The sequence below is a fragment of the Sphingomonas sp. AP4-R1 genome (assembly GCF_013113735.1).
GTDB lineage: Bacteria > Pseudomonadota > Alphaproteobacteria > Sphingomonadales > Sphingomonadaceae > Sphingomonas_I.
In genome coordinates this window covers 4,033,200-4,053,249 of record NZ_CP053346.1, presented here as the reverse complement: position 1 = coordinate 4,053,249, position 20,050 = coordinate 4,033,200, and the positions used below count along the sequence as shown (strand labels likewise).

The following is a 20,050-nucleotide window of genomic DNA, read 5'->3' as shown; positions in this document are numbered from 1 at the left end:
GGACTCCGGCTTTCGCCGGGGTGACGGGGGGAAAGAGAGAGGGGGACGGAAGGTCAGCCCGCAGGCCGACACCGTACGCTCAGCCGCCCGAGTGCCCCGCGCAGGGCATGGCTGTCATAGGGGCGGGCGAGCAGGCCGATGCACGGCGTCTCGTGCCGCGCCGCGAGATCGTCCAGCACGCTCGCGTCGGCCGCGATCAGCACGGGCAGCTCCTTGCGCACCGCGTGGATCTGGCGGATCAGCCCGTCCAGCTCGCTGCCGACCGCATCGAAATCCACCACCACCACGTCGAAGCCGCCCGCACTGCTGCGGAGCTTGCCGAGCGCCTCCATCGCGGAGGCGGCGGGTTCGACCGTGAAGCCCAGCTGGCGCACCAGATCGATCGCGAGCAGCCGCCGGCTGTCGTCGGCATCCAGGAACAGGATGCGGTTGAGTTCGCTCCGGTCGAGGATCTCGCGCACGCGCTGCGCGAGGGCGGAGAAGGTGAAGGGCTTGGCGAGGAAATCGATTCCCTGATCCAGCCGCCCGCCGTGAATGATCGAATTGCGCGTATAGCCCGAGCTGAACAGGGTGAGCAGGTGCGGATAGAGCCGCCGCGCCGCATCGGCCAGTTCGCGACCGGTCATCCCCGGCATCACCACGTCGGTAAAGAGCAGATCGACCTCGGCCTGCTGGCGTTCCAGCAGGCGCAGCGCGGTCGGCCCGTCATGCGCCTCCAGCACGCGATAGCCCAGCTCGCGCAATATCTCGACCGTGTAGGCGCGCACGTCGTCGTCATCCTCGACGACGAGGATCGTCTCGTCATGGACGCCGCGATCGGCGACCACCGGCTCGGGCTCGGCTTCGACCGTCTCTCCGCCAAGGAAGCGCGGCAGATAGATCTTCACGCTCGTGCCCTGGCCGGGCTCCGAATAGATCTTCACGTGGCCGCCCGATTGCTTGACGAAGCCGTAGACCTGGCTGAGTCCGAGGCCCGTGCCCTTGCCCACCTCCTTGGTGGTGAAGAAGGGATCGAAGGCGCGGGCCAGCACGTCCGGCGCCATGCCAGCACCCGTATCGGTGACGGCGATGACGACATAGGGGCCGGCGGCCACTTCGGTATGGATCGCCGCATAGGCCCGGTCGATCACCGTATTCTGCACTTCCACGGTGAGATTGCCCGCGCCCCGCATCGCATCGCGCGCATTGACGGCGAGGTTGATGATCACGCTTTCCAGCTGGTTCTGGTCGACCTCGACCAGCCACAGACCGGCACCCGAGACCGTCTCGATCGCCACCGTCTCGCCCAGCGATCGGGTCAGCAGATCGGACATGCCCGCGATCAGGCGGCCGACATCGGTGGGCTTGGGCGCCAGCGGCTGGCGGCGCGCGAAGGCGAGCAGGCGCTGGGTGAGCGTGGCCGCGCGCTCGGCGCCGCGCTGGGCATTGGTGATCGCGCGCAGCACGCTCGGTTCGGGCGTGTCGCCCAGCTTGCGCGACACCATCTCCATATTGCCCATGATGATGGTCAGAAGATTGTTGAAATCGTGCGCGATGCCACCGGTCAGCTGGCCGACCGCTTCCATCTTCTGCGCCTGCCGCAGCACGTCCTCGATCGCCTCGCGCTCGGCCACGGCCTGGTCGATGCGCGTTTCCAGCGTCGCGTTCAACTCCAGCAGCGCGGCCTCGCTCTCGCGCTGCTCGGTGATGTCGGTGTGGACGCCCACCCATTCGGTGATCGCACCGTCCGCATCCAGCACAGGGATGGCGCGGACCGCATAATGGCCCCAGCTGGCGTCGCGCCGCAGCACGCGATGCTCGAAGATGAAGGGCGCGCGTGCGGCCACCGCCACCTCCCACGCCGCGATCGTCGGACCGGAATCGTCGGGATGGACGCGATCGGCCCAGCCGTAACCCCGATATTGCTCGGGCGTCTGGCCGGTGAGCGCGGACCAGCCCGGCTGTTCGCCCGCCATCTGACCTTCGGGCGTATTGGTCCACAGCACGCCGCGCACCGCGTCCACGGCGGCGCGAAAGCGGGCGTTGCTGGCGAGCAGATTCGTCTCCGCATGCCCGCGTGCCGCAATCTCCACGCCCGCCGCGCGCAGCAGACGGCCATTGTCCATCGCCGCCGCCACGTAACGCGCGAGCAATGTCATCAGCGCGATGACATCATCCGGCGGCGTGCCGGTCTGCGCCCAATAGGCGCCGATGGCCGCGGCATGCTCGCCGCTGCCCACCGGCACCATCAGCAGGCTTTTCACGAAGGTCGGGCGATAGGCCTCGACCGGTACGCGCGGATCCTGGAAGATGTCCGGGATCAGTGCCGGTTGGCCGTGGAGCATGGCCCAGCCCGAGACGCACTCCTCCAGCTTGAAGCGATGGCCGACCCACAAGGGGCCGATCGCGTCCTCCGCGACATAATGGCACTGATCCTCGTCGCGCAGCACGAACGTGATTCCGTCCGCGCCGCTGATGCCGCGCGCGGCATTGCGGACGATCTCGATGATCCCATCCAGGCTGCGCGCTTCCGAGAGGCGCTCGGCCGCTTCGAGCAGGGCCGCCCACTTTGCGGAAATGAACTCGCGCGGCTGGCGCATAGGCGGCTTCCTCACACTCGCAGGAACCCCTAAGGGCACCACGGATCGGCCGCAACGGGATACCGTGTCGCGGCCGCACGGATGCGCGTCATTGCGAGGGGACTATGAAGAATTCGGCGACCGACATCATGCAGGAAATCCTCTTTTCCGCCGTTATGGACGCCGTCGCGGCGCTCAAGACCGCGTCGAAGGGGATGCCGAACTCTCTGCTGCGCGACATCAATGCGATGGGCCCGAACACCGCCTTCGCCGATCTGCCCAAGGAGGTGCAGACCGCGATCGCGGCCTCGGTGCGAGGCGCGTTCAACCGGATGCTGAAGGAGGGCTATTCGGTCACGCCCACCGGTAGCGCGCCGCCGCCGCCGCGGCCCTCGGGCCCGCGTCCGGATGCGCCCCGTGGCGGTCCGCGCGGCGCGCCGCGCCCCGGCTCGCGTCCCGGGGGCGGCCGTCCCGATCGCCCGCGCGGCCCGCGCCCCGAGCGTCCCAAGGGCCCGCCGCGCGAGAGTTGAGGTAAGGCGAGCCCCATGCTCTCCCCTTTCTGGAAGGGAGGGGCTGGGGGTGGGTGTTCCCGCTTGCGGCTACGACGCCCGCCGATAGCCACCCACCCCTCAATCCCCTCCCTTTGAGGGAGGGGAGGACGATTGCCGCTGCTTCTGGGCTTGAGATTCCGGCGTCCGCCCAATTCCTGCTGGCCTCCGCACCCGCAATCCGTCATCCTGCGCAGGTCGGCTTGTCCGCACGTGAAAAACTGCGCACACCATCCTCCGTTTGCAAGAATCGGGGGGTGATTATGACTCGCTTGAAGAAAGTCCGTGCCGCGCTGTTCGCCGGGCTGACGCTGTCCGCTGCCACCGTGGCGAGCGCCCAGACTCCCGATGTCGCCGCGCTGAAGGCGCGCGCCGTGGCTGGCGTCGATGCCCGCGCCAAGCTCGCGCAGGTCATCACCGACAGCGTGTTCAGCTTCTCCGAACTCGGCATGCACGAGGTGGAGACCTCCAAATATCTGACGGCTCTGCTCGAAAAGAACGGCTTCACGATCGAGCGCGGCGTGGCCGGAATGCCCACCGCCTGGGTGGCGAAATGGACCAACGGCACGGGCGGCCCGGAGATCGCGCTCGGCTCCGATCTGGATTGCATCCCCAAGGCCTCGCAGAAGCCGGGCGTGCCCTATCGCGATCCGCTCGTGGTCGGCGCGCCGGGGCATGGCGAGGGGCATAATTCGGGGCAGGCCGTGAATATCGTCGCGGCGCTCGCCGTGAAGGACATCATGACGAAGGAGAAGATCCCCGGCACGCTGATGCTGTGGCCGGGCGTCGCCGAGGAATTGCTCGCCGGCAAGGCCTTCATGGTTCGCGCGGGCGTGTTCAAGGATGCCGATGCGGTTCTTTTCACGCATGTCGGCAGCAATCTCGGCACGCGCTGGGGCTATTCGGGCGGCACCGGGCTCGTCTCGGTCGAATATAGCTTCCACGGCGAGGCGGCGCACTCCGCCGTGGCCCCGTGGCGTGGTCGCTCCGCGCTGGACGGCGTCGAGCTGATGGATGTGGGCTGGAACTTCAAGCGCGAGCATCTCCGCCCCGAGCAACGCTCGCATTACGTGATCCGCGACGGGGGCGATCAGCCCAACGTCGTCCCGCCCGAAGCCTCGGTCTGGTATTATTTCCGCGAGCAGACGTTCGACAATATCAAGAACCTGTACGAGACGGGCAACACGATCGCGCAGGGCGCGGCGACGATGTCGTTCACCACCGTCACGCATCGCCTGCTCGGCTCGGCCGCGCCGGGCCATTTCAGCCGCCCGATCGCAGAGGATGCCGAGGAGAATATCAAGGCGGTCGGCCTGCCCAAGTGGACCGACGACGAGCAGACCTTCGCCAAGCTGGTGCAGAAGAATATCGGCGCGCCGCAGGACGGGCTCGATACACAGCTGGGCGAGCTGCGTCCGCCGCCCGCCAACCCCGGCAGCGGCCCCTCGGACGATATCGGGGACGTGTCGTGGAACGTGCCCACGATCGTCGTCTCCTATCCCGCCAACATTCCGAACCTGCCGGGTCACAATTGGGTGAACGCGATCGCGATGGCCACGCCGATCGCGCACAAGGGCGTGGTCGCGGGATCGAAGGTGATCGCGATGACGACGCTGGATCTGCTGCTGAAGCCGGAGCTGCGCGCGGCGGCGAAGGACTATTTCACGAACGTCCAGACCAAGACGCAGAAATATGTCCCGATGCTGGCCGCCGAAGACAAGCCGCCGGTCGATCTGAACAGCGATACGATGGCGCGCTTCGCCCCGCAGCTGAAGCCATATTATTATAACCCCGCCAAATACGGGACCTATCTGGAGCAGCTCGGCATCAAGTGGCCGATGCTGACCACGCCTCCGGGCAAGGGCGAACCCGCGAAGGGAGCATGATCCGGGAAAGAGCGACTCCAGGTCCGCTCCATTCGGTCGTCATCCCCGCGAAAGCGGGGATCCATCGGCGTGGAGTGAATCTTGGCGGTTCGGCATGAATGCGTTCCTGCTTTCGCGGGAATGACGGGGAATGGCTGGCGCTTGGGCTGTCCACCGGCCGCTCGTCCGTGCAAAGGGGCGCGGATGCGACTCTGCCGGCGCCGATCCTTGTCCTGTCTCGATCGGTTGCCGACACGAGCCTCGGCCTGACCTTTCGAAACGAGACTGGAACAGAGAATGACCAAGCTGATTGCCCTCTTCCCCGGCGACGGGATCGGCCCCGAAGTGATCGCGCAGGCGCGGCGCGTGCTGGATGTCGTGTGCGGTGATCGGCTTTCGTACGAGGAAGGCTATGTCGGCTATGTCGCCTATGAGGCGGCGGGCCATCCGCTGCCCGAAGAGACGCTCGCGATCGCGCGCAAGGCCGATGCCGTCCTGTTCGGCGCGATCGGCGATCCGCGCGGCGACAGCCTCTCGCGCGATCTGCGCCCCGAACAGGCTATCCTCGGCCTCCGCAAGGGGCTGACCCTGTTCGCCAACCTGCGCCCCGCCAAGCTCTTTCCCGAGCTGGCCGACGCCTCGGCGCTGCGCCCGGAAGTCGCCTCCGCGATCGATCTGGTGATCGTGCGCGAGACGAATGGCGACGTCTATTTCGGCGAAAAGGGCATGCGGACGACTGCGAACGGTCGCCGCGAAGGCTATGATATCATGTCCTATAATGAGGACGAAGTGGCCCGCATCGCCCGCGTCGGCTTCGAAACCGCCCGCGCCCGGCGCGGCAAGCTCTGCTCGGTCGACAAGGCCAATGTGCTGGAAACCTCGCAGCTGTGGCGTGACGTCGTGATCGAAGTGTCGGCCGAGTATCCCGACGTCGAGCTGAGCCACATGTATGTCGACAATGCCGCGATGCAGTTGGTCCGCAACCCCGGCCAGTTCGACGTGATCGTCACCGGCAACCTGTTCGGCGACATTCTCTCCGATCAGGCGAGCATGTGCGCGGGCTCGATCGGCATGCTGCCCTCGGCCACGCTCGATGCGAACGGCAAGGGCCTGTACGAGCCGATCCACGGCTCCGCGCCCGATATCGCCGGGCAGGGCAAGGCCAATCCGCTGGCGACGATCCTGTCGTCCGCGATGATGCTGCGTTACTCGCTGGGCATGGCCGCCGAGGCGGATCGGATCGAGGCGGCCGTGGCGGCCGCGCTGGCCGGCGGCGCGCGCTCGCCCGATCTGGGCGGCACGCACACGACGGTCCAGATGGGCGACGCGGTCCTCGCCGCGCTGTGACGAGCGGAGCGGGCGTCACCCTGCCGCTGATGGCGGCGTGGCTGGCCGCCCGCTCGCTCTCGCGCGGATTGCCCGCGCCGGTGCCGGATCGGGGAGGCGTGCGCGTCGATACGGGGCATCCCGACGAGCGCCGGCGCTATGTGTTCGTCGATCCCTGCGACGGGTTGCGCGAACTGGGCCATACGATCGACGAGCCATTCGTGCCGCTCAAGCTCTGCCGCCCGGCCGGGGAATTGCTGGCGATCCTGCCGCCGCGCTGGGCGATTTCGTCCAATTCGTGGGTGATGGGGCGGGATGGTTTTTCGCGACCGGAGCGCGCTCCTGCGGACGGGGGAGTCCAGGGCTTCGAGGGCAAGGTTTGCGGCTCTGGTCGCCTGCGTTCGCAGGAGTACGCGGCGGATCTGCCTCCCGGCTACACGGTGGCGATCGATGGGGAGGGACCGGTCTGGTTCGCCCGCATCGTCTCGGACGATGGCAGCCCTGCTGCGAGCGGCTATGCCGCCGAGACGGATGGGGTGTTCATCTATGACCGCATCCGGACCGAGCCACGACATGAGCGGCGCGGCCTCGGCCGGGCATTGATGGCGGCTCTGTCCCGCCGTCGCCGCGATCCGGCCTCGCGTGAGATCCTCACGGCCACCGCTGCCGGGCGCGGCCTCTACCTCCAGCTTGGCTGGCACGATCTCGTGCCTTATTCGACGGCGATGATCCCGACGGGATGATGGAATGTCATCCTGTGATCCTGCGAAAGCGGGAGTCCAGAGTTCGGCGCACAGCGCTTGCAGCTCTGGGCTTCTGCTTTCGCAGGAGCACGGGGATTTACTCGCTGGCGAACAATTCCTTCTCGATCACGCTGATCAGCGCGTCATCGTCGGGTGCGGTGTCCGGTGCGAAGCGGGCGACGGGCTCGCCGTCGCGGCCGATCACGAACTTCTCGAAATTCCACAGCACTTCCGGCTGCGGATTGGGCGTCATGCCGTAGCTTTCCAGCCGGCCGCGCATCGGCCCGTCATTCTGCGCGGCGGGGAGCGCCTCGGTCAGCTCACGATAGAGTGGATGCTTGTCCGGGCCGACGACGCCGATCTTCGCGAACATCGGGAAACTCGCGCCGAAATTGGTGGTGCAGAAGTCGAGGATCTCGCTGTCGCTGCCCGGCTCCTGCGCGGCGAAATCGTTGGCCGGGAAGCCCAGCACGGCGAAACCCTCGTCCTTATACTTTTCGTACAGCTTCTCGAGGCCCTCATATTGCGGCGTCAGCCCGCATTTGGAGGCGACGTTCACGATCAGCAGCACCTGCCCGGCATAATCGGCAAGGCTGGTGGCCTCGCCCAGGATGGTCTTCAGCGGCACGTCCTGAATGGCGGTCATCGGCGAAACTCCTTCGAGGGCCGTTTCTCCCGAGCGAGCGTGACAAGTCAACGTCGGGACTCCACGGTTGACGCAGGCCCCACGCCCACCGCAAAGGCAAGGGCATGAAAAAGAAGACCGGCCAGGATCGCAGCATCACCCAGAGCTGGCGCCCCGCCACGCAGGCGGTGCGCGGCGGCACCGCGCGTTCGGAATATGGCGAGACGAGCGAGGCTTTGTTCCTCACCTCCGGCTACACCTACGACAAGGCCGCCGACGCCGCCGCGCGCTTTGCCGGCGAACAGCAGGGGATGACCTATTCGCGCCTGCAGAATCCCACCGTGGAGATGCTGGAGCAGCGCATCGCCCTGATCGAGGGGGCCGAGGCCTGCCGCACGATGGCGACGGGCATGGCCGCGATGACGGCCGCTTTGCTGTGCCAGCTCAGCCAGGGCGATCATGTCGTCGCCGGGCGCGCCGCGTTCGGCTCGTGCCGTTGGCTGACCGATACGTTGCTGCCGCGCTTCGGCATCGAGACGACGATCATCGATGCGCGCGAGCCGGAGCAGTGGCGCGATGCGATCCGCCCGAACACGAAGGTCTTCTTCTTCGAGACGCCCGCCAACCCCACGCTCGACATCGTCGATCTGGCGGCGGTGTGCGGCATCGCGCGCGAACGGGGCATCACCTCGATCGTCGACAATGCCTTCGCCACGCCGATGCTGCAGCGGCCGATGGACTATGGCGCGGACATCGTCGCTTATTCGGCCACGAAGATGATGGACGGGCAGGGGCGCGTGCTGGCGGGCGCCGTCTGCGGCACCGAAGAGTTTATCGAGAAGACGTTGCTGGCGTTCATCCGCAACACCGGCCCGACGCTCTCGGCCTTCAATGCCTGGGTGGTGCTGAAGGGCATGGAAACGCTGGATCTGCGCATCCGCCGCCAGAGCGAGAATGCGCTGAAGGTCGCCACCTTCCTCGACAAGCGCGTGCCCGAATGCCTGTATCCGGGCCTGCCGAGCCATCCGCAGCACGCTCTCGCCATGAGCCAGATGCAGGCGGGCGGCACGATCCTCGCCGTCAATCTGGAGGGTGGTCGCGCGCAGGCGCACGGCCTGCTCGATGCGCTCGCCCTGATCGACATCTCGAACAATATCGGCGACTCGCGCTCGCTGATGACGCATCCGGCCTCCACCACCCATGCGGGCCTGACCGCCGAGGTGCGCGAGGCGATGGGCGTGGGCGAGGGGATGCTGCGGCTGAACGTCGGCCTTGAGGATCCCGAGGATCTGATCGAGGATCTGGATCGCGCTCTGGAGTCGGTCGGGCTGTGACGATGCTCACGGATCTGCTCTTCCCCTATGTGGAGGAAACGCAGGGCGTGATCGTGCGCGTGTCCGTGAGCTTCCTCGCCGATCAGTCGCAGCCCGAGCGCGGCCGCTGGTTCTGGTCCTATCATATCCGGATCGAGAATGCGGGCGATCAGCCGGTGCAGCTGGTCAGCCGCCGCTGGATCATCACCGACGGCCACGGCGCGCGCCACCGCGTGGAAGGGGAGGGCGTCGTCGGCGCGCAGCCCCTGATCGCGGTGGGCGAAAGCTACGATTATGTTTCGGGCTGCCCGCTCGATACGCCCACCGGATCGATGGAGGGCAGCTACAAGATGATCCGCGCCGATGGCGACGTGTTCGACGCCCGCATCCCGCGCTTCGCGCTGGTCGGCACGGCCGTCGATTGAGCGGACGGTCATGAAGCGCACCCATCTTCCCCTCAACGCGCTGCGCGTGCTCGATGCCGCCGCGCGCCACCTGTCCTTCACCCGCGCCGCCGACGAGCTGGCGGTGACGCCGGCCGCCGTTGGCCAGCAGATCCGCGCGCTGGAGGAGACGCTCGGCGTCGTCCTGTTCCGCCGTACCGCCAAGGGGCTGGAGCTGACTCCCGAGGGTGGTGCCGGGCTGGAGGCGCTCCGGCGTGGCTTCCTCGAATTCGAGGAGGCCGTGCGCGCGATGCAGGCGGGCCAGACCTCCAAGACGCTGACGATCGCGGCACCGCGCGATTTCACGGCCAAGTGGCTGGCGGCTCGGCTCGCTGCTTACGGGCGCACCGATCCCGAGTTGCGCTTCAAGCTGGTCGCGGCCGACGAGGGGCTGGACTTTACCGAGGCCAATCTCGATCTGGCGGTCTGCCTTGCTTCCTCCAAGGGAGAGCATGAGGGCATCGAGATCGGGGGCAGCGACTATGTGACGGTCGCCGCTCCGGAAAGCGGTATCGAACAGCCGATCGGCTGGCCTGGTTCGCCTGATGCGGAGGCCGAACCTCTGCTGTTTGTCGCGGACGCGGGGCTTGCGATCGACGCCGCCGCCGCAGGGTTCGGCCGTGCGACCGTGCCCGCTATACTCGCCGAAGCCGACCTCGCCTCGGGGCGTGTGATCGAAGAGGCACGCGTCCCAGGCGATAAGACGTATTGGCTCGTCGCGCCTGTGCCCCAGTGGCGCCAGAAGAAGGTGAAGGCGCTGGTTGCAGCGCTGTCTTCGTAAACGTCTTAACAGGTGGACCCCGCGCTACCGAACGACGTCATAGGTTATCGTACGGCACCTCGACCGTGTCGTTGACCGGAACGGTCGAAACCTTGGCGCGGCGTGGAGCTGCCGGAGCAGGCGGACGGATGGCGAGAGCGCTCTCGATCGGTGCCGGCGAAGGCGAAGCGCGCTGAACCTCCTCCTGGCCGGACGCGCGTGCGGGAGTGGCCACGGCCACCTGCACGGGAGCGATTCGGGCCGGTTCAGGAGCATTCGAGCCCAGTGACAGCGATTTCATGCTCTGCTGCGCCATGTGCTGGAAGCCGCGCATGATACCTTCATACACGTCGATCCGGGTGTCGAACGGCCGCACGCCGCGCCCGTTGATCATGGTGCCGGTCACCGCCGGGTTCTGACCGGTCAGCGCGCCGGCCACGGCGAGGCCGACCGCGCCGCCGATCTTGCCGAAGCGCATCCCGCGCCGAACATCGAAATCCACCGTCTGCGTTTCGCTCCAGACCTGTCGCCCTGTGGCGATCTCGATCAGCCGGTAGGTGACCGTGCCGCTGGTGTGAGAGCCGGTGACCGAAGGCGTGATCGCCAGCGTGGCGACTTCGGCGTTCAGCGCATAGCGAGCGAGCGCGGGCGTGCGCGCCAGAAAGCCATTGGTGCGGAGCGCTGCTTCATACGTTCGGGTGAACCAGGCATTTGCGGGGCGATCGTCGGACTTCGAGGTGAACACCTTGGCGGCAATGTCCGGCGCGACGACGTCGCGGAGGTTCGGGCCGCCCGACGCCGTGCCGATCCGGATCGCTTCGGCGAAAGGATGTCCCGGGATCAGCGTGACGACGCGATCGGCGGCGATCACGCCCGACGGGGTGGCGGCTGTCAGCAGAAGGCATGCAACGATGAAAGGCCGCATATTTTTTCCCGATAGTATCGGGGGCGTCACCTAGCGTCGGATACCCTGCAAAAGCGTTAGCAGCCCGGGGAAAAACCGAGCGTGATATCGATCACGCGTCGATCGCTTCCTCGTCCAGCGCGCTCGCATTGGCCTGGATGAAGGCGAAGCGGTGTTCCGGGTTGCGGCCCATCAGCCGATCGACCAGATCGCGGACGACGGCGCGCTCCTCATATTCCTGCGGCAGCGTGATGCGGACGAGGGTGCGCGTCTTGGCGTCCATCGTCGTTTCCTTCAGCTGCTGCGGATTCATTTCGCCGAGGCCCTTGAAGCGCGCGACCTCCACCTTCTTGCCCTTGAACTCCTTCGCCTCGATCCGGGCGCGCTGCTCGTCATCCTTGGCGTAGAGGCTCTTGCCGCCGGCCGTGAGCCTGTAGAGCGGCGGCTGGGCGAGGAAGATGCGCCCGTCGCGGACGATCGCGGCCATCTCCTGGAAGAAGAAGGTCATCAGCAGGGTGGCGATATGCGCGCCGTCGACGTCGGCGTCGGTCATGATGACGATGCGTTCGTAGCGGAGCGCGGTGGGGTCGCATTTGTCCCGCACGCCGCAGCCGAGCGCCAGCGTGAGATCGGCGATCTCCTGGTTGGCGGAGACCTTGGTGGACGCGGCGGATGCGACGTTCAGAATCTTGCCGCGGATCGGCAGGATCGCCTGCGTCTTGCGGTCGCGCGCCTGCTTGGCGGAGCCGCCCGCGCTGTCGCCCTCGACGATGAACAATTCGGTGCCCGCCGGATCGTCATTCGCGCAATCGGTGAGCTTGCCGGGCAGACGCACCTTGCGGCCTGACGTCGCCGTCTTGCGCTTCACCTCGCGCTCGGCCTTGCGGCGGAGGCGATCGTCCATCCGGTCCAGCACGAAACCGAGCAGGGATTTGCCCCGCTCCATATTGTGCGACAGGAAATGGTCGACATGGTCGCGGATCGCGTTTTCCACGAGGCGCGCGGCCTCGGGGCTCGTCAGGCGATCCTTGGTCTGGCTCTGGAATTGCGGGTCGCGGATGAAGACCGAGAGCATCAGCTCGATCTCGGAGGTCACGTCCTCCGGCGCGATATCCTTGGCCTTCTTGTTGCCGACCAGTTCGCCGAACGCGCGCACCGCCTTCACCAGCGCGGCGCGCAAACCATGTTCGTGCGTGCCGCCGTCGGGGGTCGGAATGGTGTTGCAATAGTAACTGTAGCTGCCGTCCGAATGGAGCGGCCAGGCCACCGCCCATTCGACCGAGCCCTGCGCATCGGGAAATTCCTGGCGGCCGGTGAAGGGCTCGCTGGTGGCGCAGGCCCGCTCGCCCAGTTGCTCCTTCAGGTGATCGGCAAGGCCGCCGGGGAACTGGAAGACGGCCTCGGGCGGGGTATCGTCGCCGATCAGGCTGGGATCGCAGCGCCAGCGAATTTCGACGCCCGCATAGAGATAGGCCTTGGAGCGGGCGAGGCGATAGAGGCGCGTCGGCTTGAAGCGCATCGTCTCGCCGAAAATCTCGGCATCGGGCGTGAAGGAGACGCTGGTGCCGCGCCGGTTCTGCGTCTGGCCGACCATTTCAAGGGCGGAGGTGGGAAGCCCGCGCGAATAGGTCTGGCGATAGACCTGCTTGTCGCGCGCCACCTCGATCACGAGGTCCGACGACAGCGCGTTCACGACGCTGCTGCCGACGCCGTGCAGGCCGCCGGACGTGTTGTAGGCCTTCCCCGAGAATTTGCCGCCCGAATGGAGCGTCGTCAGGATCACCTCGAGCGCGGACTTGCCGGGATGCTTGGGATGCTCGTCGATCGGGATGCCGCGGCCATTGTCGACGACGGTGAAGCGATTGCCGGGCGCCAGCGTCACCTCGATGCGGGTGGCGTGGCCCGCGACCGCCTCGTCCATCGCATTGTCGAGCACTTCGGCGGCGAGATGGTGGAAGGCGCGCTCGTCGATACCGCCGATATACATGCCCGGCCGGCGGCGGACGGGTTCCAGCCCCTCCAGCACCTCGATCGACGAGGCATCATAGGTGACATCGGTTTTGGAGGAGGAAGCGAAGAGATCGTCGGCCATGTATCCGATGATTAGCGCGCTCGGGGCGCCCTGTCAGCCTTATGCGACAGGGCGATCGTCATCGTGATGCGAGGCCGGCCGCGCGAGGGCTCAATCCTCGGCACGGCCTTCGCCCGCTTTGGCGCGGCGCACTTCCTCGCGCCGCATCGGCATCGCATCGATCGCGGCCTTCAGATGCGGTTCGTCGATCGGGCCGGCGGCATCGATCGCGACCTTCCCGTCCTTGCCGAGCAGCAGGGTGCGATAGCGCGGGGCAGGCGTATCGAAGCGACGGCGCAGCTTCGGATGATTGTCATGCGCGCCGATCACCCGGCCTTCGGACACCTGCACGAGGATGAGATCCCGCGCCGCCGCGCCCGCCGCGAAACGGGCCATGATCTGGCGCTGGGTTTGCAGGCGCGGATCGCGCAGCGTGGGCGAAAAGACGAGGACCACGCGATTGTGCTGGGCCATGCCGGCGACGGAGCGCAGATCGCTGTCGGTGGCCAAAGCCGGCGCCGCCGCGAGAAAGAGGGACAAAGCGGCGGGAAAAAGGAAACGGGGCATTTCAGCCTAACGCCGAAATGCCCCGCAATATCCCTCGATCGATCGGCTCAGCGCACGCGCGGGCCGCCATAAGGCAGCGGAGGCGGCGGACGGCGATCGCGGCGCGGCAGTTGCGCCTGATAGGCGACCGAGCAGTGATCCAGGCAATAAGGGAAACCCGGATTCACCGGATGGCCGCAGAAGTGGAAATCGGGCTCGCCCGGATGGCCGAGCGGCCACTTGCATATGCGATCGTTGAGATCGAGCAGAGATGTCTTGTTGGCAATGTCCGCCGACGGCTTGGCGGGCACGAGGCGACGCGGCGGCGCGGGCGGGATCGGCGCCTGCTGCTCGTGCGGGTTCTGACGGGTGAATCCGCCGGGGCCGATCGAGCGCAGCACGGGTTCGTCGCGCGCCGGCGCGGCCGGGGTGGCAGGTGCCGCCGCACTGGCTGCGGGGGCAGGCGCTGCAGGCGCGGGCGGCGCGACGGGAGCCGCGACGACGGTGGGCGGCGGAGGCGGCGGGGCGGGCGGCGCCTCGTTCACGACGGGTTCCGGAGCCGGGGCGGCAACCGGGGCGGGCGCGGCCTCGGTGGCCTTCACCGGCGACGGGCGCGACTGCAGGCCCAGGCGATGCGCCTTGCCGATCACGGCGTTGCGGCTCACGCCGCCAAGGCCCTCGGCGATCTGGCTGGCGGTCATGCCCGCTTCCCACATCTGCTTCAGCCGGTCGATACGCTCGTCGGTCCACGACATAGAACGAAGTTCCTCAATCTTCATGCACGGGGCGCTTGTCGCCCCGCGGCGCGGGGACTAGGCGTGAGCCATGGCCACCTCGCTGGATAAAAATCATCACGCCCCCGGAGAACCGGTTATCCCGACGATCAACTGGGGGGGATTGCGCGCTCTGTATGTGAAGGAGGTGCGTCGCTTCTTCAAGGTGCAACTGCAGACGATCTGGGCTCCGGCCTTTTCGGCGCTGCTTTTGCTGATGGTCTTTTCGATCGCGTTCGGGCGCGGCGGCAATCTGGTGATGGGTTTTCCCTTCGCCACCTTCGCCGCACCGGGCCTGATCATGATGGCGATGCTGCAGAACAGCTTCGCCAATGCCAGCTTCTCGTTGATGGTCGGCAAGATGCAGGGCACGATCATCGATTATCTGATGCCGCCGCTCTCCAATGCCGAGCTGCTGGCGGCGCTGGCCGGGGCCGCCGTGACCCGCGCGCTGCTGGTCGGCGTGGTCGTGTGGCTGGCGATGCTGCTGTGGCCGGGCGGGGCGGTGTTCCCGCACCATCCGCTGGCGGTGATCTGGTTTGCCGTATCGGGCGCCTCGATGATGGCCTTCTTCGGCGTGATCGTCTCGATCTGGGCTGAAAAGTTCGATCACAATGCGACGATCACCAATTTCGTCGTCCAGCCGCTCTCGCTGCTGTCGGGCACCTTCTATTCAATCGAGGGTCTGCACGGCGTGTTCCGCGCGATCAGCCACGCCAACCCCTTTTTCTACGTGATTTCGGGCTTCCGCTACGGCTTCCTCGGGCAGGCGGATTCGCCGGTCGCGACGGGTGCGATCCTGCTGCTCGTCGTGAACGTCGTGCTGGCGTCGATCTGCTATCTGATGCTGCGTGCGGGCTACAAGATCCGCAACTGATTGGGTGTGGACCTGGGCCCGAATCGAAAGGGCCCGAACACTCTGGAAGCGTCCGGGCCCCGGCGACATCAGATTGTCATCTTTGCCGTCTAGGTGAGCCTGGCAATGGCTTCCTTGATCCGGAGCTTTTGTTTCTTGAGTGCGTGAAGGACGATCTCATCCGGCATAGGCCGGCGCGTCTCCGAGGTTATCCTCGCGTCGAGCATCGCATGCTTGGCGATCAAAGACTGGGAATGGGAATCGGCCATCGACTCACTCCTCCTTCGCTTGGGGGACGTGAAGTAAAACACGATCGAACCCCCCTGTCTCTCTGCCATTTCGTTAACCGCACGGCGCTTCCTTCGGGGGCTTCGACGGGCCGTGCATCGATCGCCTTGAGCCCCGCCGCGCAAGGCCCTAGAGCGGCTCTCGATCCGATTATATCGGATCGGCCGCTCGAGCTTTTTGTTTTGCCGCGATTTCGGAGTCACCCGCTGATTCCAGCCGCTTGGAAATCGCTCTGACATCGCTTTCCGGCTTCGGGGGAATGCATGACCATGGACGAGGCCGAGATCATTCGGCGTATCGGCGAATTGCGGCAGGAACATCGCGATCTGGATGCCGCGATCGACGCTTTGGCGTTCTCCTCCTCCAACGATCAGATGCAGATCGCCCGCCTCAAGAAGCGCAAGCTGAAGCTGAAGGACGAGGTGGCGGCGCTGGAAGATCTGCTGATCCCGGACATCATCGCCTGACCGGGTGACCACGGGGCTTGCCCCGAGCCGCTCGTGCTGAGCCTGTCGAAGCACCGTTCCTTTCTGAACAGGCTGGGCTCAAGGACGAACGGCATCCCTTTCGACTGCTTGCCGAGGCACGCGCTCAGGACAGGCTCCGCCAAGCTCGTCCGAACGGGAGGGCATATACGGTGTCGCGTCCCGCCCGCGCGGCAGGCGGGAGGAACCCGTCCGGGGCCTTGCCGGTTGATCTTGCTCCAACAGTGTCAGGAGCTTGCCTTATGTCCAGCATCCCCAACTCCGCCATGCCGCATGCCCAATCGGCGCTTCCGGTGAGCACGGGTGACCGCAGCGCGATCGATCGGATCGTGTCGCAGGCGCGCGCGGTGCCGACCAGCGCCTGGATGGCGGGTGCGGCTGCGCTCGGTGTCGCCGCCGCGGCGGCCGCCGCCACGCTCTGGGAGCGCCCGCAGCCGAAGAAGAAGGCCAGCACGCCCCGCCGCGCCCCGCGCAAGACCGCGAGCGCCTCGCGCCGCCGGACGACCACCGCCACGGCCTGATGATGAAGGGGTGGAGCCTCGGCTCCACCCCTCCCTCGTTCTCATTCGAAGAGAGGCTTGCCTCAGGCGGGCGTTTCTGGGCTCGTCTTCGTCGATGCGGCCGCGCGCAATTTCCCGAACAGATCGATGGCGCCGCCCTTGAGCTTTTCGCGCCGCGCCGGATTGGCCAGTACAGCCGTGGCTGCGGCGCCGAGCGCCAGCCAGCCGAACGTCGTCAGACCCGGTTTCTGATTTGCGTTGCTTGCCATCGTATCGTCTCCTTGCCTGGATCGAACCAGCGCCGACGGCATCCGTTCCTTTCCTTATTCGGGCGCGCGACGGATCGCCCGCGACACGATAGGAAGGGCCATGGTGACCGGGACGCCGATCGATGAAACGGGCATTCTCGTGCGGGAGGGCGGCGGTTTCTGCCTGCGCCGCGATCGGGGCGGCCGCTTTCTGCTCGAACTGCCGCGCGTGCCCGTCGACGAAGTGGAGAAGCGCGTGCGCGTGATCGGCACGATGCTGTCCGAAGGGCATGTGCTGGTCGACGGCGTCAGCATCGCGGACCGGTAGTCACCAACGCGAAACACGCCTAGCCTGCGGAAACGCCCACGGGGAGGGCGCAGGGAGGCTCTCATGACGCTCACTCTTGCATTGCTGATCGGGATCATCGCCGGGCTGCGCGCCATGATGGCGCCCGCCGCCGTTGCGCTGGCTACGCGCTTTCACGCCTGGCCGATCGGCGACTCATGGCTCGCCTTCATGGGCTATCGCTTCACGCCGTGGATCTTCGCCGTGGCGGCGGCGGGCGAACTGGTGACGGATCAATTGCCCTCCACCCCCAGCCGCAAGGTGCCGCCCCAGTTCGGTGCGCGCATCGTGATGGGCGCGCTCGCCGGCGGGACGATCGGCGCGGCGCACGGGGCGCTGGCGGCGGCGGCCGCCGCAGGTATCCTCGGCGCCGTGATCGGCACGCTCGGCGGGGCGGCGGTGCGCGGATCGATGGCACGGACCTTCGGCAGCGATCGCCCGGCGGCCTTGATCGAGGATGTGGTGGCGATCGCCGGCGCCTATCTGATCGTCACCGCCGTATGAGCCGTTCGTTCGACGCGATCATCGTCGGCGCGGGTCAGGCGGGGCCGGCGCTCGCGGCCCGGCTGACGGGGGCGGGCATGACGGTGGCGCTGGTCGAGCGCCATCATGTCGGCGGCACCTGCGTCAATACCGGCTGCAAGCCGACCAAGACGATGGTGGCGAGCGCCTATGCCGCGCATCTCGCCCGGCGTGGCGCCGATTACGGCGTGGGGACGGGGGCGATCTCGATCGATCTGGCGCGCGTCCACGCCCGCGCCGAAAAGGTGATCCTCGACAGCCGCAAGGGCAATGAGGATTGGCTGGCGGGCATGAAGACGCTGACCCTGATCCGTGGCCATGCGCGCTTCACCGGGCCGCGCACGATCGCGGTGGGCGACGAGACGATCACCGCGCCGCGTATCTTCCTGAATGTGGGCGGCCGCCCGGCCATTCCCGATCTGAAGGGCGTGGGCGACGTACCCTATCTCACCAACAGCGACATGATCGCGATGACCGAGGTGCCCGAGCATCTCGTAGTGGTCGGCGGATCCTATATCGGGCTGGAATTCGCGCAGATGTTCCGCCGCTTCGGATCGCAGGTGTCGATTGTCGAGATGGGCCCGCGCCTGATCGCGCGCGAGGACGAGGATGTCTCGGAGGAGATACGCCGCATCCTGGAAGGCGAGCGGATCGCGATCCGCACCTCGGCCACCTGCATCACGCTGAAGCCGGGGGCGGGCGGCGGCGTGATCGTGGGCGTCGATTGCCATGAGGGCGCACCGGAGATCGAGGGCAGCCATGTGCTGCTGGCGACGGGGCGGCGGCCCAATACGGACGATCTCGGCCTGGATGCGGCCGGGATCGCGACCGACAAGCGCGGCTATATCGTGGTGGATGACGGCCTCGCCGCCACGGCCGAGGGCGTGTGGGCGATGGGCGACTGTAACGGCAAGGGCGCCTTTACCCATACGGCGTGGAACGATTACGAGATCGTCGCGGCCAATCTGCTAGACGGCGAGACGCGCAAGGTCTCGGATCGGCTGCTGGGCTATGCGCTCTATGTCGATCCGCCGCTGGGGCGTGTGGGCATGACGCTGGCTCAGGCCCAGGCGACGGGGCGGCCATTGCTCCATGCCAAGCGATCGATGAAGCGCGTCGGCCGTGCCGTGGAGAAGGACGAGACGGCGGGTTTCATGTCGATGGTCGCCGATGCCGAGACGAAGAAAATCCTCGGCGCCGCGATCCTCGGCACGGGCGGCGATGAGGCGATCCACGCGGTGCTCACCCTGATGAATGCGGGCGGCACGGTCGATACGTTGCGCTGGGCGGTGCCGATCCATCCCACGGTGGCGGAACTGCTGCCGACGCTCGCCGACGATGTGAAGCCGGCCTAAAGCCCTCGCGCGATGCGATCCCGCCTCAGGGCACCGCTCCAGGTGGAGGGGCGGAGCCAGCGCCAGCTGCCGTCGGCGGAGAAGATCACGGTGCTGGCACGGCCGATCAGCTGATCCACCGGCACCATGCCGACCGCGCCGCCTTCCTTCGCGGGGAAGCGGCTGTCGGCCGAGCGATCGCGATTGTCGCCCAGCACGAAGATGTGACCGGCGGGGACGACCTGCTCGGCCATGTCGTCCGCATCATCCTCGCCAATGTCCAGCACCGCAAAGGTGCGACCCTCGGGCAGCATCTCGGCGAAGCGGGGATAGATGCAGGCCGTCTTGCCCTGCGGGTCCGTCTCTTGCCGGATGCGCAGGCCGGGGCCGGTGCGGCAGGGGCTGTTGGGCGTGACCGGCTCGACGAAATCGTCGATCGGCCAGCGCCGGATCGGCTGGCCGTTCAGGATCACGATGCCGCCCTTCAGCCCGACGCGATCGCCGGGCAGGCCGATCAGCCGCTTCACATAGGTCTGATGGCCGGAGGGCGGCGCGCGGAACACGACGATATCGCCACGCCGGGGCAAAGGCGGCGCGTTGCCTGTCGCCGCGGCGAACCACTGCCGCACGGAGCCGGTGCGCCATTTCTCGACGAGCAGCGTGTCGTTCACCAGCAAGGTCGGCAGCATCGATTCCGACGGAATCGAATAGGGGGCTGCGACGAACGAGCGGATGAGGAACGCGGCGAAGGCGGCGGCGGCGAGCGTCGCAAGCTCCACGGCCAGACGGCGTGACATGGGGCGCGGGCATTGCTGGCTGCGCCACGCTCGGTCAAGCGCGGAATTGGAGCGGTTCACCCGATGTCGGACGTGGTAGGCGTGGCGGGCGACCACATCCGATGGGACCGGATCCGTCACGATCTGGACTTGATTCCGCTTTTCGGCTGATTCAGCCTGAAACGATCCGGGCGTAGGTTGCGTTTGGGGCCGGTATCCC

The 20,050-nt window shown here is 67.0% G+C and carries 22 protein-coding genes; 13 read left to right on the top strand and 9 right to left on the bottom strand.

What is annotated here, in order from left to right:
* Positions 1-53: 53 nt before the first annotated feature.
* Positions 54-2,579: a response regulator gene (locus HL653_RS18490; RefSeq protein ID WP_171745809.1), complete on the bottom strand. Its 2,526-nt coding sequence runs from the start codon at positions 2,577-2,579 to the stop codon at positions 54-56.
* A 104-nt stretch (positions 2,580-2,683) separates the two neighbouring features.
* Here HL653_RS18490 and HL653_RS18485 point away from each other — a divergent pair, with 104 nt between their 5' ends.
* The 4 genes from HL653_RS18485 to HL653_RS18470 all read left to right on the top strand — a co-directional run bounded on the left by HL653_RS18485 (position 2,684) and on the right by HL653_RS18470 (position 7,040).
* Positions 2,684-3,088: a hypothetical protein gene (locus HL653_RS18485; protein WP_171745808.1), complete on the top strand. Its 405-nt coding sequence runs from the start codon at positions 2,684-2,686 to the stop codon at positions 3,086-3,088.
* Between the two features lie 281 nt (positions 3,089-3,369).
* Positions 3,370-4,992 (top strand): peptidase dimerization domain-containing protein, encoded by a 1,623-nt coding sequence (locus HL653_RS18480; RefSeq protein ID WP_171745807.1) that lies wholly within the window; start codon positions 3,370-3,372, stop codon positions 4,990-4,992.
* Between the two features lie 276 nt (positions 4,993-5,268).
* A complete protein-coding gene (gene leuB, locus HL653_RS18475) occupies positions 5,269-6,318 on the top strand; it encodes a 3-isopropylmalate dehydrogenase (protein WP_171745806.1) in 1,050 nt (349 codons plus the stop codon).
* Positions 6,315-7,040 carry a GNAT family N-acetyltransferase gene (locus HL653_RS18470; RefSeq protein WP_253717051.1) on the top strand — a complete coding sequence of 242 codons (726 nt, stop codon included), beginning with the start codon at positions 6,315-6,317 and terminating at the stop codon, positions 7,038-7,040. The genes leuB and HL653_RS18470 overlap by 4 nt, the downstream gene beginning before the upstream one ends.
* A 97-nt stretch (positions 7,041-7,137) precedes the next feature.
* On the opposite strand, the gene HL653_RS18465 is transcribed toward HL653_RS18470, so the two are convergent.
* On the bottom strand, positions 7,138-7,686 hold the full coding sequence (locus tag HL653_RS18465; RefSeq protein WP_171745805.1) for a glutathione peroxidase: 549 nt from the start codon (positions 7,684-7,686) through the stop codon (positions 7,138-7,140).
* 104 nt (positions 7,687-7,790) lie between these two features.
* On the opposite strand from HL653_RS18465, the gene HL653_RS18460 reads away from it, so the two are divergent.
* From HL653_RS18460 to HL653_RS18450, 3 genes are read left to right on the top strand one after another with little or no spacing between them, the layout of a single operon-like run.
* Positions 7,791-8,999, top strand: coding sequence for a PLP-dependent aspartate aminotransferase family protein (locus HL653_RS18460; RefSeq protein WP_171745804.1), 1,209 nt, complete (start codon positions 7,791-7,793; stop codon positions 8,997-8,999).
* 2 nt (positions 9,000-9,001) lie between these two features.
* Positions 9,002-9,403, top strand: a complete 402-nt coding sequence (gene apaG, locus HL653_RS18455) for a Co2+/Mg2+ efflux protein ApaG (protein ID WP_171747103.1) — start codon at positions 9,002-9,004, stop codon at positions 9,401-9,403.
* Between the two features lie 10 nt (positions 9,404-9,413).
* Positions 9,414-10,202, top strand: a complete 789-nt coding sequence (locus HL653_RS18450) for a LysR family transcriptional regulator (protein WP_171745803.1) — start codon at positions 9,414-9,416, stop codon at positions 10,200-10,202.
* A gap of 37 nt (positions 10,203-10,239) precedes the next feature.
* Here the strand turns inward: HL653_RS18450 and HL653_RS18445 are convergent, their stop codons facing one another.
* From HL653_RS18445 to HL653_RS18430, 4 genes are all read right to left on the bottom strand, one after another.
* Positions 10,240-11,106: a hypothetical protein gene (locus tag HL653_RS18445; RefSeq protein WP_171745802.1), complete on the bottom strand. Its 867-nt coding sequence runs from the start codon at positions 11,104-11,106 to the stop codon at positions 10,240-10,242.
* 91 nt (positions 11,107-11,197) lie between these two features.
* Complete coding sequence (gene parE, locus HL653_RS18440; protein ID WP_171745801.1) at positions 11,198-13,177, bottom strand: DNA topoisomerase IV subunit B; 1,980 nt, start codon at positions 13,175-13,177, stop codon at positions 11,198-11,200.
* Between the two features lie 90 nt (positions 13,178-13,267).
* The gene (locus HL653_RS18435; protein WP_171745800.1) at positions 13,268-13,723 is read right to left on the bottom strand and encodes a DUF4174 domain-containing protein; all 456 of its coding nucleotides are present in this window, start codon (positions 13,721-13,723) and stop codon (positions 13,268-13,270) included.
* A 47-nt stretch (positions 13,724-13,770) separates the two neighbouring features.
* Entirely contained in the window at positions 13,771-14,457 is a 687-nt protein-coding gene (locus HL653_RS18430; RefSeq protein WP_171745799.1) for a GcrA family cell cycle regulator, read from the bottom strand.
* A gap of 70 nt (positions 14,458-14,527) precedes the next feature.
* On the opposite strand from HL653_RS18430, the gene HL653_RS18425 reads away from it, so the two are divergent.
* On the top strand, positions 14,528-15,352 hold the full coding sequence (locus HL653_RS18425; protein ID WP_171745798.1) for an ABC transporter permease: 825 nt from the start codon (positions 14,528-14,530) through the stop codon (positions 15,350-15,352).
* A gap of 89 nt (positions 15,353-15,441) precedes the next feature.
* Here HL653_RS18425 and HL653_RS18420 read toward each other — a convergent pair whose 3' ends face one another.
* Entirely contained in the window at positions 15,442-15,600 is a 159-nt protein-coding gene (locus HL653_RS18420) for a YdcH family protein (RefSeq protein ID WP_171745797.1), read from the bottom strand.
* A 288-nt stretch (positions 15,601-15,888) separates the two neighbouring features.
* Between HL653_RS18420 and HL653_RS18415 the strand changes: the two genes are divergently transcribed.
* Positions 15,889-16,086 (top strand): YdcH family protein, encoded by a 198-nt coding sequence (locus HL653_RS18415; protein WP_171747102.1) that lies wholly within the window; start codon positions 15,889-15,891, stop codon positions 16,084-16,086.
* A gap of 260 nt (positions 16,087-16,346) precedes the next feature.
* The gene (locus HL653_RS18410) at positions 16,347-16,625 is read left to right on the top strand and encodes a hypothetical protein (RefSeq protein ID WP_171745796.1); all 279 of its coding nucleotides are present in this window, start codon (positions 16,347-16,349) and stop codon (positions 16,623-16,625) included.
* A gap of 62 nt (positions 16,626-16,687) precedes the next feature.
* Here HL653_RS18410 and HL653_RS18405 read toward each other — a convergent pair whose 3' ends face one another.
* Positions 16,688-16,873 (bottom strand): hypothetical protein, encoded by a 186-nt coding sequence (locus HL653_RS18405; RefSeq protein WP_171745795.1) that lies wholly within the window; start codon positions 16,871-16,873, stop codon positions 16,688-16,690.
* A gap of 100 nt (positions 16,874-16,973) precedes the next feature.
* On the opposite strand from HL653_RS18405, the gene HL653_RS18400 reads away from it, so the two are divergent.
* The 3 genes from HL653_RS18400 to HL653_RS18390 all read left to right on the top strand — a co-directional run bounded on the left by HL653_RS18400 (position 16,974) and on the right by HL653_RS18390 (position 19,075).
* Positions 16,974-17,180 carry a DUF5818 domain-containing protein gene (locus HL653_RS18400; protein ID WP_171745794.1) on the top strand — a complete coding sequence of 69 codons (207 nt, stop codon included), beginning with the start codon at positions 16,974-16,976 and terminating at the stop codon, positions 17,178-17,180.
* A gap of 63 nt (positions 17,181-17,243) precedes the next feature.
* Entirely contained in the window at positions 17,244-17,702 is a 459-nt protein-coding gene (locus HL653_RS18395) for a DUF4126 domain-containing protein (RefSeq protein ID WP_171745793.1), read from the top strand.
* Complete coding sequence (locus HL653_RS18390; RefSeq protein WP_171745792.1) at positions 17,699-19,075, top strand: FAD-containing oxidoreductase; 1,377 nt, start codon at positions 17,699-17,701, stop codon at positions 19,073-19,075. Before HL653_RS18395 ends, HL653_RS18390 begins: the two co-directional genes overlap by 4 nt.
* Here the strand turns inward: HL653_RS18390 and lepB are convergent.
* Positions 19,072-19,851, bottom strand: a complete 780-nt coding sequence (gene lepB / locus HL653_RS18385; protein ID WP_171745791.1) for a signal peptidase I — start codon at positions 19,849-19,851, stop codon at positions 19,072-19,074. The genes HL653_RS18390 and lepB overlap by 4 nt on opposite strands.
* Positions 19,852-20,050 lie beyond the last annotated feature (199 nt).